This window comes from Lentisphaera araneosa HTCC2155, assembly GCF_000170755.1.
Taxonomy (GTDB): Bacteria; Verrucomicrobiota; Lentisphaeria; order Lentisphaerales; family Lentisphaeraceae; genus Lentisphaera; species Lentisphaera araneosa.
Window position 1 is genome coordinate 1 of sequence record NZ_ABCK01000050.1, and the last position, 12,573, is coordinate 12,573.

Here is a 12,573-nt window from a genome sequence, read left to right on the forward strand (position 1 = left end):
CTTGAAAATGTCGAACTCTCCGGCTCAAGTGCTCTCGTGATCAAAGCCTGTAAAGGTGCACAAGTGACTGTTAAAGGTTCTTTTTCCAACGATGGTTTTAAGCTTGTTCGATTAAATAATTCTGATTGCTCTCATGAAAGTTCAGTTCCCGAATACCTCAAAATCCGAGGATATAAATTCGAAAATTGTGGTGCCGCCATCTACGAATTTGATAAGCCGGGTGAATACACCGTCGAAGCTTAGCTTATAATGCTGTGCCCATTGGGTACAGCATTTTCTTTTACTTCCTTAATTGGATCTTTTTTAACATGAATGCACTCTACTTTACGAAAGAAAATCCTGCCATATTCAAATAAGTTGAAAAAAAACTTAATTTAAATCAATTTTTAAAAGAAAAAATTTTTTTTCCTCGGCTTTTGTGTTACCTTTGTTCTGCAATCGTGTTCATAGAAGCACGTCTCATTGATAAAGTATGAAATTCAAAGGAAAATACCATGGCTGTATTAGTTGGTAAACAAGCTCCAGACTTCAGCGAAAAAGCTGTTAAAGGTCAAGAAGTTATCGAAAACTTCTCTCTCTCACAATTCAAAGGAAAATACGTTGTACTTTTCTTCTACCCATTAGACTTCACTTTCGTTTGCCCTACTGAGCTTCACGCTTTTGAAGCAAAGCGCGCTGAGTTCGAAGCTAAAGGCGTTGAAGTTGTTGGTGTTTCAACTGACTCGTGGTTCTCTCACCTCGCATGGCTCAACACTCCTAAGAACCAAGGCGGTATCGAAGGCGTTGGTTACCCAATCGTTTCTGACTTCAACAAAACAATCTCTGCAGATTACGACGTTCTTCTCGGTGGTGGTATGGCTCTTCGCGGTCTTTTCCTCATCGACAAAGAAGGTGTAGTTCAGCACCAAGTTGTTAACAACCTCCCACTCGGTCGTAACGTTGACGAAGCTATCCGTATGGTTGATGCTCTTCAGTTCTTCGAAGCTAACGGTGAAGTTTGCCCAGCAAACTGGAACGAAGGCGACAAAGCTATGAAGCCAAACGATGCAGGTCTTAAAGAATACTTCGCTGAATAAGCCATAAGTTTTCTCTTAAAAAAGCGGAGTGCATACTCCGCTTTTTTTGTGTTTATATGAATGAAAATACTAACATAAACTGGTACAATCAACACGCCGAAGATTTCATTTTGCGAAGTGCGCAAGACGATATGAGCTGGCCTTACTCAGACTTTCTTTCTGCACTAACACAAGCTCCTGCTAAAATTTTAGACCTCGGCTGTGGTCCTGGACGTGATCTAGTCTATTTCAAAAATAAAGGTTACCAAGTTGAAGGCTTAGATGCGAGTGAAACGTTTTGTCAACACGCTGAAAAAATCAGTCATGCACGTATCATCCATCAAAAATTTAGTGAACTCAATTTAGCGCCTAAGAGCTATGACGGGATTTTTGCCAATGCGGTTCTCATGCATGTTGAACCCAAGGATCGCGAAGCCTTTCTAAAAGAAATATTTTGCGCTCTTCGTACAAACGGCATCTTTTATGCTCACTTTCCCAAAGGCCATAAAAGTGAACAAAGCTGCGATGGTCGCACACTTCACCTTTCCTCAGATTGGATTGATTTGTGCCAACATTACACTTGGAAACTTGAGCTCAATGAAGGGCGACCCAAATTTTTTAGTCCTGAAGAGCAAATATGGCAAGTCATTCGGTTTCGCAAAAACTGAATTCACCATTACTTTCCTGAGCAATAGAACTTTCAGCAAATTTAATCACGCCTAATGAACATACTTAATCGACATATTTTAAAGAATCTACTCTATATTTTTGTAGCTTCTCTACTGGTACTCACTTTCATTTTAGTACTTGGCTTGATGATTAAAATACTAAGTCGTTTGGATACGACGGTATCACAAATATTTATTTTCAAAATGTTCTTAATGCTACTTCCAAAAATCTTAGCCTACGCAATCCCCATTGCTAGCTTAGTGAGTGTAACTCTAGTCTTTAGCCGAATGTCCGCCGAAAATGAAATTACTGCGATGCGAGCCTCTGGAATCAGTCTATGGCAAATCGTCAACCCCGCCATACTCTTAGCTTTGGTCTCATCCGCTTGTTTATTCTATTTGAACATGTTTGCTGTCCCTCATCTTGAGGCGACTCGAAAATCAATGATGAAGGGTGAGCTCTTATCTAATCCCTCCACTTTTTTGCGAGGAGGCACAACTATTGACTTAGGAAAGTTATCTGTAGAAATAGGCGAAAAAAAGGAAGATGGTACACTGAAAGACTTACGAGTTATTGAAGTAGACAAAGCTACCGACATCGTATCTAACCAGCTTCTTGCACAGAGTGGTAAAATAATTAACACAACAGAGAACTCATTCACTATTGAATTTATCGATGTTATTATCCTAGACAACAACTGGGAGTTCTTAAAGAATGACAAGGGTGAAAACAAATCTCTAAGTGGTGTTAAAGTCACACGCCTACCCAACGCCAATACCACTTATACTTTCTACACAAATGATGAACTCAACAGTGGAAATTTAAGAAAACGCGCCAAATACCTCAACATCAAAGAAATGATTGCCCGTCTAGCAGTGCTCAAAAATAAGGAACAAACCAAGACTGTCCGCAGGGAACACACCGACCTTCTTTATAATTTAAACAAAAACTTGGCACTTTCCTTTTCCCCCCTTGCCTTTTTATTAATGGCCCTACCATTTGGCTTGCGTTCGAGTCGCTCAGAAACGAGTATTGGTCTTCTTATAAGCCTTATTGTCATGATGACTTATTACGCAACTATCTTAATTACTGGTGCCTTTGATAAACATACGGCAATGCACCCAGAAATTTTGGTATGGTTGCCAAATATTATCTTTCAAAGCTTAGGCCTTGGTATGATCGCCTTTAAAGTAAGTCATTAAACTACTTTTTCTTTTTGGCTTTCATCCTGACTTCAGTTCTATAGCACTGTGGGCGCAAATTAAACTTACTTTCTTTGAGCTTTTGAATCACTGACTTAGTCTGCGGGATACGCATGCTGTAGACCTTTGTTCTCCCCACAAACTCCTGCCAATACTTATTGATGACCAGTAAGTCATCCTTAGTCTTGAAGAGTTCAGGAATCGCAAATGCTGACTCGTAAACTTCTCCTGCTTTTTCCTTCTTAAATAAAGATTTTTCACGATGATCGTAATACAAAGCCATTGTCAAGAGGTAAAACTGCATCTTAAAGGGGGCAAAAAGTTGCTCCACCATTTCGATAAATTCTTCCGCTAACTCTCCACTCACTAAGAGTCTATGGGCTAAGTTATTTCTTTTGAGAATTTCAAACGAAATCATTTCTTTCTCATATTTCTTATCTTTCATTTCACAAAGACTATGAGCCAAAGCTAAATAAATTGACTCCAATACCTTGTTAAAGTCACCTGAATCGAAGCGATACTCATTTTTCTTCACAATAACTTCACGGCATATATTTTTACTCAAATGAAGATCATTTTCAAAATACACTTCAAGGGCTAGGAAACGATCTTCTCCATCCCCCATAAGTCGCCAACTATCTGCCACTTCCTTACGCCTTGAAATAAGTAACTCTTGTTGGGCGTTCACTTTATTAAAAACATCCATTGTTTTATGCTCGCTACCACCTAAATCTGGTGAGATGGCTCCAAGCCCAAGTTCAAACTTACCATCATCACAAATCGCCCAACGACTTTTTCGTAAGTCTTCATAAATGAAATAAGGGCTCAAGCCACCTTGCACATCAGGCATAACAGAAACAATATCCCACAAATGTGCTGCAAGTAAGCCCATATCTTCTGTATCACCTAAGCGATGACCTAAACGTGCTCGCAAGATTTCTGAGTTAGTAACCGTCAAGTTAAATACTGTATTAACACCCAATCCATTCCATTCGTCTAAGAGAACCTCACGATTGGCTAAAATACATAGAGTGGTTCCATCGGACAAAAGACTATTGATTAACCAAGTCCAAAATGCCTGTGTAAAGCCCTCTCCTTTAATCTTGAAATAACAATAAACTCCATCGTCATTACGAGTCATCTGAAGATGAGCTCCATACTGATCGATAAGATGACCAATGCTTTTTTCCATACGGCTCGCAAATCGCGGATTACAATAAAGCATATTCTCCCATACCACTACGGGGTTCATTTGAACTGTAACCAAGTTCTCTTGACACTTCCAAAAGACACTCATCAAACCACAGGAATCCGCATTAGGTAAACCTGCATCTAAAGCATCTTGTGAGCTATCGGTAAAATCAGCAATGATAAGGCCACGAAATTTATCACCAGTTTCTTCCCATTCTTTTTCCATTAAATTTAGAAGACGATCTTCTTTCGTACTCGTACGCCCCAAAAGATTATTACTGAGAGATGAATAAGGCCGAATATCATGTTGAGTCAGTAAATAACCCACTTTTTTAACTCTAGTAATAAATTGTTCTGCGTACTTATGATCATGCTCATCTTCGGACTCTAAAAGCACATTGAAAATATATTCTCTGTAGACAAGCAAGTTGCCCTGTGGTTGGTCAAGAGGAACTTTTTTCATATAAACTTCCCAGTCTGCCCCATCAATCAGGTCGTGTTCACGCCCATAATACAGAACCGAACTGGTCCATTCTTGACGCCGCGCCCAGTTACCCAACATATCTTTTGCTAAATGCCCCAATTCAGTTTTAATATACTGATGGAGAGTTAATTTTGTTCGATGTCCATAATTTATGTCTTGAATGAGATCATGAAGGTTATCAATAACCTCCTCAATCGCTTTTGCGGATTGGCGATCGGGTTCGACAAAACTTATTAATTCACGCCAAGGGCGACACGCACCATCTACGGATAAACTTGTAAGGCTCAATTCAGTGAAGCGTGTACCAAAAAAATTCTGTCGTTGCTGATGAGCTAGCTTGGTTCCAAAAGCCTCTTCTGGTTTAAATGTACTAAATCCTATAAAGGGACATGGCATCTTTTCATCCATTTCTCTTAAGAGGGTCATCCAAGCACCACCCAAGCGAGCCGCTCCATCGGCAATAACTAAATCAAATTTCTGTTCTGATAAAATATCGAGTGCTTGACCCAGTTCTTCTTCAATAATCTGAACATCACCTTCCATTAAAGGGCTAAGGCCGGTAATATATTCATCAAAACTCACTCTTTCTAGATTGCGTAGAACCTTATCCATTTCTAAAGAGGCATCAATATCACCAGAACTCAGCTCGTCACCTTCATAAGCACTGATAGATGAAATCTCGCGCAAATGTAAACGTCTCGATTCAACTTGTTGATTAGACGTTATCTTAAAGCATGAACCAAAATAATTGTAGGGTATAAGGGGCATCAGCGGAAAACCTAATTCGTTAGGCTCACCAAAAAACTTTCTTTCATCAACGCCTTCTTTTAAGCGTTTCCTAAATACTCTTTCCCACGAGCTCGTCGCAACTGAATCAGTTACTAAAATTAAAGGGCGTAAATGCTTGCTCCTACAAAACTCAATAATTGCATTGATAATTTTTTCATGCATGGGGGTTACAACTAAACGGTGCTTACTCGTGGCCATAATTTCATCCAGCGTACCGCCGACGACTCCCAACACATGGTCAGCCTTGCTGGGATTTATGTTATTCCATAAATCAGACATTTTTTCTCACTCTCTATTAAATTTAATACTACTAAGATACGGTGGCAAAAAAATCTTGGCAAGATTCCTTAAGATCCTGAAGACATATATAATGTTAAAAAAAGGTGGTTTTATAAAAATGAATGTCTTTTTGAACTCAAATACCCCTCTTATAAAAAAGACGTTAAAAAATGTGTAAATTTTCAAATTCGCTTCATAGTACGTGAAAATAATTTAGGAATCAAAATCATGGCTGAAAAAAACCAAAAACGCCTACCAGAATGGATTCGTGTTAAAGTAAACCGTGGCGGTAATCGCGACGAACTTAACAAAGAACTCCGTGGTCGACAATTAAATACTGTGTGCGAAGAAGCTAAATGCCCCAACCTCGCTGAATGTTGGCACGAACGCACCGCAACCTTTATGTTACTCGGAGTTAACTGCACTAGAGCTTGCCGCTTTTGTGCTATTGGCTACAACAAACCCGAGCCACCAGACCCAAAAGAGCCTGAAAATGTAGCTGATACTGCAGCAAAGATGGATCTCGAATACGTCGTCATTACTTCCGTTGCTCGAGACGATCTAGAAGACGAAGGTTCTGATCAATTTGCAAAAACGATTCGCGCTGTTCGCGAAAAACTTCCACAAGCTGGCATCGAAGTCCTCACACCAGATTTCAATGGCAAAGAAGATCTTATTAGAATGACTTTGGACGCCATGCCCACTGTTTTCAATCACAACCTCGAAACCTGCGAGCGCCTGTCCCCTCCGATTCGCGGTAGAGCAAAATACAAAAGAAGCTTAGAAGTCCTTAAAAATGCAAAAGCTTGGAGCCAGGGTAAAGTCCTCACAAAATCTGGTATCATGGTTGGCTTAGGGGAAACAGATGAAGAAGTTATCCAATGCATTCATGACCTCTATGAAGCTAATGTTGACATCATCACTATCGGCCAATACTTACCACCATCCCGCAAACATTGGAAGCTCGATCGCTATGTTCGCCCCGAGCAGTTTGAGGATTGGAAAGAATACGCAGAGAAGCTTGGCTTCAACGCTGTAGCCAGTGGCCCAATGGTACGCTCTTCTTACAAGGCTGGTCAGTTGATTACAGCAAAACTTCAAGAACAACAATTAAATTTAAAAAATTAGTTTGACAAAAATTCAAGCTACGATACTTTCAACACTCATCTAATTTCCACTCAGGTTTGGATATTCTTTTCGATACGCCTGACAATGAAAAATTTTAATACGGAGACACACAAATGTCTATTCACAGAAGTTTAAAAGTAAAAGGCAATACTGCTGGTAAAAAGAACGTACTTAAGCGTTTCGAACGCGTCGACCAACTCATTCAAGAAGGTCGTCTTAAGCCAGGTGATCAAGTTTTAGGTCTACCAAAAACTAAAGTTAACATCTAAGACTTTAAAAAGACTTTTCCAAAAAGACAGGTATTTTAACCTGTCTTTTTTTTTCGTGAGATCCCTATGAGCACAGAACACACAATTAAGCATACACAGCTTTACAAAAAGATCCCTACCCTCTTGACTTTGGGTAATTCTCTTTGTGGTTTTACTGCAATCCTTCTAGCTCTGCAGGCCTACGAAAAGATTCTCACGAAAAACTCCAACGATCACTTCGAAATTATTTCCCATAACGCTAACACAACGATCATGCCCTATGTTTTCGCGGCATGTGCCTGGGTTATCATTGGCGCCATGATTTTTGATGCATTAGATGGCTGGAGCGCGCGCAAACTCAACGCCACTTCTTTACACGGCATCGAAATGGACTCACTTGCCGACATGGTCACATTTGGTGTTGCTCCAGCTGTCCTCGTGTACATCTACGCACACGTAACAGTATTTTTAGGTTTTGCAGAAGTTAAAGACCTCGGATTCATTCGCCAAGATAGACTGTTTTGGCTAGCAGGCGCCATGTACATGGGTTGCGCAGCCTTAAGGCTTGCACTTTATAATGCCATGGAAATGGAAAGTAAATTCAATCCCAAAGAAGGCGTCGCTAAAGAAACCGGCTTCCGTGGCATCCCCACACCTGGAGCAGCTTCAGCCGTATGCTCGATAGTCATTATGGGTACTACAGAAGCCAATCTCCCCGAATGGCTTATGACTTTTTTTCTCCCTATTTACACAGCATTCTTAGGTCTACTAATGATCAGCCCTATCCCTTACCCCCACATGGCCAAATGGCTTGTTTCACCTGTGAATCGCGCTCGGAAAATCATTATCCTACTGCTCATCATAGTTGTAGGAACTGCTGAAGTCATTCGCTATGGCAGCGGCCCAAAAATGACCGCAGCCGCACTCATCAACCTCTACGTGCTATCTGGCCCCATCATGCTTATCTTAAGTAAAATCAAGGGCCACAAAATCACCGAAGATGAAGATCTTATCAGCGCTTAAAGGCTCGCTAGATATTTTCAAACAAGATCCACTCAACAATGGCTAGAAAAAAAACAACTTTCAAAATGCTAAGCTATGGCGTCCATAGCCACTGGGACAAAAGCAGCAAAGAACTCCCCAAGCTAAAAAAATTCACCTGGCAAATACCCGCTCGTTTAAACATTGAATTTGGCTATGTGCTTAACATCAAGCAAGCTCGTGGAAAAAAACTCGAATTCATCATTGATCACCCCGACTTTATCGACGAAAAAACTGGAGACACCGCAGCTCCATTTCGAGGTGAAATGTATATTCGCTCGAATGACTGGGACTTCTTCTTAGGGGATACTCTATGGTCTCCCATCGAAGACAAAGTAGGAACTTGGACTTTAACAACCAAGATAGAAGGGGAAACCCTAGTTCAAAAACGCTTCACAATTACCGAAGATCAAGGTCAATTTTCCGATTGGAAAATATAAAAACCCCGTTATTTCTAACGAGGTTTATAAACTTAACGGCGTTTCTTAGCCTTTCGCTTTTTAAGAGCTTTTTCGGTCTTCATCCGTAACTGTTCTAATTTTTTAGCCACGAGCTTCAAATCATCTTTCTCAGCTTTATCCGTGAATAAAACACCATCAAGGTGATCGATTTCATGCTGCATACAGCGAGAGGTTAAACCGCCAAAATCAGCTTCGATAATTTCGCCCTCCAGTGTTTGCGCTTTTAGAACAATGTTGCTAGGGCGAACCACTGCGGCATTAATTTGAGGTATAGATAAACAGCCTTCTTCAAAAGATATATCTTCGCCCGAAGTAGAAATAATTTCTGGATTGATGAGAGCCAAAGGCATTTTAGGGCAAAGCAATTTCTCCCCATCACTGCCATATGTCTCATCTTCAAAATGAGTGTCAATAACAAAAACTCGCAAGCTCCTACCTACTTGAGGAGCTGCTAAGCCAATGCCATTCTCTTCGTACATGGTATCAACCATTTCTTCCACAAGCTCACGGATCTCATCGTTAATTTCAGAAATCGGCTCAGCAACTTTTCTGAGCACCGGATTTCCAAATTTTTTAACATCAAGAATATGGCTTCCTGAAGACATGATTAACGATACTCCTTCATGGACTGAGGATTCACTACTTTAAACTCTTCCACGTGTAAGCTATCATCCGCACGGAAAGATAAATTACCACCAAGAGACTTCTCCATATTCCTAAGAATACGGGCATCCTCATCACGTAGACGATGTAAAATATCAGGGTGACAAATCACGCGCACTTCAATTTTCTCTTTTGTTCTCTTTAATAAAGCTTGAAGCTTTCTCTGAATTTCAACTGACACGGAAACCATCGACTTAACCACACCTTTACCCTCACAATTCGAACAAGGTGTGTAGAGAGAATCTTTAAGAGACTGGTGTTCGCGCTGACGAGTCATCTCCAAGAGACCAAGCTGAGAAATAGGCGAGATCTTAGTCTTAGCCTTATCGTGCTGAACAGCTTTTTTGAGTGAGCGATAAACCTGCATCTGATCCTTTTTGGAACGCATATCAATGAAGTCGATTACAACCAAACCACCAATATCACGCAAACGCAATTGACGTGCAATAGCTTCGGCTGCCTCAAGGTTGGTCATCAAAATTGTCTCAGGATGATCTTTACCTTGACGAGCTTTACCTGAGTTAATATCAATGGCGATTAGAGCTTCGGTCTCATCAATACAGATGTAGCCACCAGAAGGTAAACTCACTTGACGTTCAAAAATTGAGTCAATTTGCTTAGCGATACCGAAGTGCTGAAATAAAGGCTTGTGCTTATTGTGATGCTTTAGCTTACCTATATTCACATCAGAAATTTTGACAATTGTCTTTCTGAAATCTGCGTAAGCATCGTGATTATCAATCCAAACTTCATCAACTGAATCAGTCAAGAAATAACGCGTCGAACGCGACATCAAATCAGGCTCACGATAAAGGCAATAAGGAGCACGCTGAGTTTGACGATTGCGCTCCATCGTATCCCATATATCTAAGAGCATCTCGATATCGTTGTGGAAATATTCCTCTGGCTTACCGTCACCCAAGGTACGGCAGATACATCCCATTCTCTCTGGAAGACTCATTTTACGAAGAATATTGCGTAAACGATCTCTTTCTTTGTGATTCTGAATGCGCTTAGAGACACCGATATGACTTGTATGTGGCAATAAAACTAAGTAGCGACCAGGAATACTCAAGTTAGTTGTTACACGTGGGCCTTTAGTTCCGATAGGTCCTTTAGTAACCTGTACAATAACCTCTGAACCCACGGGGAAAATTTCAGGTATACGCTCAATCTCTTGACGCATGCGCTCCTGTTCATCTCCATCCTTAGATTTCATCGATTTTTTTATCGTACTGCGAAATGAGTCCCCAATATTGGCATCCATTGCGGCGACAGTATCTTTTGACATAGCATCTTGCTCAAAAAGACCATCGTTATATGCAGCTGGAATCATATCCCAATAATGTAAAAACGCGTTCTTTTGAAAACCGATATCTACAAACGCTGCTTGCAATGAGTTTTCTAAGTTTTTGATACGGCCTTTAAAAATAGACCCAACAAGTCGCTCTTGATCATAACGCTCCACTTCGTATTCGGTGAGAGTATTATTCTCAACCATAGCGACGCGTGTCTCAAGTTGCTCTTTGTTAATAAAAATTTGTTTCATAATTTATCCTAAAATTTAACTATTCCTCGAAGTAAGGTTATCTCCATTTTTTAACCCTGCTCCAAGCAAAAAATCTTTCACATCCATTTCTCGTTTCCCTTCCGGTTTCACCCGGCGCACTTCTAATAAGTCTGAGGAAGAACTGGCCACCTTTAAACTGGACCCATCTAAAACGATCTCTCCTGGAGATCGCTCTAGTGAGCTGGACTCACAAACGCTAGCTTCACATATCGCAAGTCGTTTGAATTTGTCCCCAACTTGGTAATAAGTCCAAGTCCCCGGCCAAGGCTGGCAGGCAAAGATTTTTCTAATATTTGACTCAGCTGGCTGGCTCCAATCAATGAGGCCAAAGCTTTTGCCAATTTTCGAACAACTTGTAGCTTCTTCGTGATTTTGTTCTGTGGCTTCTAAACCATTGTGAACCACGTCCTGGATATCATTTACAAGTTGTTGTGCCGCTATATTTGCAAGTTTTAGCTCCAGTGAACCCGTTGTTTCATTTTCTTCTAGATTCACTTTATGAGTTCGGTATACTGCTCCCGTATCCATACCTTTCGCCATCTGCATCATAGATACACCACTCTCTTTTTCTCCATTTAAAACCACAGAGAAAATAGGTGATGCCCCTCTATAATACGGCAAAATTGAAGCATGCACATTTAGACACCCATAGGGAGCTAAATGAAGCAGGTTCTCGCGTAATAGCTGACCATATGCGATGACAACAACAATATCGGGCTTTAGTGAAGCAACATAATCAACAAAGTCTTGGGAACTTACCTTTTCCGGCTTGTGTACGGAAAAGCCCTCAGATTCAGCCCAGGCAGCTAGCGGTGAGGGAGTGAGCCGTTTTTTACGTCCCGCGGGTCGATCAGGTTGCGAAGCCACACCAAGCAATTCGATTTCACTAGATTCATGCAAGGCCGCCACGGCTGGAATGCCGATTGCGCCAGAACCCATAAAAAAAACTTTGCTAGGTGCTTGTTTCATCAAAAATTGTTTCCTTTTTAACACATGTATATATCAAGACAGAAATTTGCCATGAATGAGCATTTTAACAAACTCGTCCATAGGAGATCTATCTTAAAGTCGGACTTTTTCTTATTAAATAAGTCAAAAACTGTCTCGATTTCAATACCTTCGAATTTTTTTAATTTTTTTCGATGGATAATTACGAAAAACAAGACCGCTCATTCGGAGTCTAATTTTTAATATGTTTAGTCAAAAAGCGATCCAGCGAATTGGCAAATTGTTCAGCATCTCGCTGAGTAAAAGGTGGAGGCCCGCCCGTCTCTACCCCCATCTGCCTTAGATCCGTCATGAAATCTCTCACAGAAAGACGTTGTCTAATATTAGCTTCCGTATAAAGCTCCCCTCGAGGATTGAGGGCATAGGCATTTTTCTTAACACATAAATCTGCCAAGGGGATATCGGCCGTAATCACTAAGTCACCTTCTTCGAGCAATTCGACAATTTTCATATCTGCAACATCCGCCCCTTGCCCGACCAAAATCGACGAAACAAACTTAGAGTTCACAGGCTTAATATATTGATTAGCAACCTGTACTAAATAAACTTTTTTTCTTTCAGCTGCGCGAAAAAGATGTCTTTTAACTAACTGAGGACATGCGTCTGCATCTATATATATCTTCATTTTTTCCTTAATTTTCAGTAAATAAGCCATGAAAAACACCTTTTTCATCAGCAAAACCTTGATACGAACCGTCATTTCGTTATATAATAGCATAAGGAAAGGATAAAATAGGTTTAGATAGGAGAATGATATGATTTTTTTAAAGCACTACCCAAAGTAT

The 12,573-nt window shown here is 40.5% G+C and carries 13 protein-coding genes; 8 read left to right on the plus strand and 5 right to left on the minus strand.

Annotated features, from left to right (window positions below):
* From LNTAR_RS24010 to LNTAR_RS24025, 4 genes are all read left to right on the plus strand, one after another.
* Positions 1-243: hypothetical protein (locus LNTAR_RS24010; protein ID WP_007281375.1), on the plus strand; the 243-nt coding region annotated here is incomplete at its 5' end.
* A 251-nt stretch (positions 244-494) separates the two neighbouring features.
* Complete coding sequence (locus tag LNTAR_RS24015; RefSeq protein ID WP_007281376.1) at positions 495-1,076, plus strand: peroxiredoxin; 582 nt, start codon at positions 495-497, stop codon at positions 1,074-1,076.
* A gap of 56 nt (positions 1,077-1,132) precedes the next feature.
* The gene (locus tag LNTAR_RS24020) at positions 1,133-1,723 is read left to right on the plus strand and encodes a class I SAM-dependent methyltransferase (RefSeq protein ID WP_007281377.1); all 591 of its coding nucleotides are present in this window, start codon (positions 1,133-1,135) and stop codon (positions 1,721-1,723) included.
* 54 nt (positions 1,724-1,777) lie between these two features.
* Positions 1,778-2,926, plus strand: coding sequence for an LptF/LptG family permease (locus LNTAR_RS24025; RefSeq protein WP_040915749.1), 1,149 nt, complete (start codon positions 1,778-1,780; stop codon positions 2,924-2,926).
* 1 nt (position 2,927) lies between these two features.
* Here LNTAR_RS24025 and LNTAR_RS24030 read toward each other — a convergent pair whose 3' ends face one another.
* Positions 2,928-5,669 carry a hypothetical protein gene (locus LNTAR_RS24030; protein ID WP_007281379.1) on the minus strand — a complete coding sequence of 914 codons (2,742 nt, stop codon included), beginning with the start codon at positions 5,667-5,669 and terminating at the stop codon, positions 2,928-2,930.
* A 228-nt stretch (positions 5,670-5,897) separates the two neighbouring features.
* On the opposite strand from LNTAR_RS24030, the gene lipA reads away from it, so the two are divergent.
* The 4 genes from lipA (at position 5,898) to LNTAR_RS24045 (ending at position 8,526) form a co-directional block, all read left to right on the plus strand.
* Positions 5,898-6,797, plus strand: a complete 900-nt coding sequence (lipA, locus tag LNTAR_RS24035; protein WP_007281380.1) for a lipoyl synthase — start codon at positions 5,898-5,900, stop codon at positions 6,795-6,797.
* A 113-nt stretch (positions 6,798-6,910) separates the two neighbouring features.
* Positions 6,911-7,066, plus strand: a complete 156-nt coding sequence (locus tag LNTAR_RS26840) for a small basic protein (protein WP_007281381.1) — start codon at positions 6,911-6,913, stop codon at positions 7,064-7,066.
* Positions 7,067-7,132: 66 nt separating this feature from the next.
* On the plus strand, positions 7,133-8,068 hold the full coding sequence (locus LNTAR_RS24040; protein WP_007281382.1) for a CDP-alcohol phosphatidyltransferase family protein: 936 nt from the start codon (positions 7,133-7,135) through the stop codon (positions 8,066-8,068).
* Between the two features lie 38 nt (positions 8,069-8,106).
* Complete coding sequence (locus LNTAR_RS24045; RefSeq protein WP_007281383.1) at positions 8,107-8,526, plus strand: DUF3859 domain-containing protein; 420 nt, start codon at positions 8,107-8,109, stop codon at positions 8,524-8,526.
* Positions 8,527-8,558: 32 nt separating this feature from the next.
* Here the strand turns inward: LNTAR_RS24045 and def are convergent, their stop codons facing one another.
* The 4 genes from def to LNTAR_RS24065 form a co-directional block, all read right to left on the minus strand.
* The gene (gene def / locus LNTAR_RS24050; RefSeq protein WP_007281384.1) at positions 8,559-9,152 is read right to left on the minus strand and encodes a peptide deformylase; all 594 of its coding nucleotides are present in this window, start codon (positions 9,150-9,152) and stop codon (positions 8,559-8,561) included.
* 2 nt (positions 9,153-9,154) lie between these two features.
* On the minus strand, positions 9,155-10,759 hold the full coding sequence (locus LNTAR_RS24055; RefSeq protein WP_007281385.1) for an Rne/Rng family ribonuclease: 1,605 nt from the start codon (positions 10,757-10,759) through the stop codon (positions 9,155-9,157).
* 15 nt (positions 10,760-10,774) lie between these two features.
* Positions 10,775-11,749: a methionyl-tRNA formyltransferase gene (fmt, locus tag LNTAR_RS24060; protein ID WP_007281386.1), complete on the minus strand. Its 975-nt coding sequence runs from the start codon at positions 11,747-11,749 to the stop codon at positions 10,775-10,777.
* Between the two features lie 211 nt (positions 11,750-11,960).
* Entirely contained in the window at positions 11,961-12,413 is a 453-nt protein-coding gene (locus LNTAR_RS24065; protein WP_040915752.1) for a YaiI/YqxD family protein, read from the minus strand.
* Positions 12,414-12,573 lie beyond the last annotated feature (160 nt).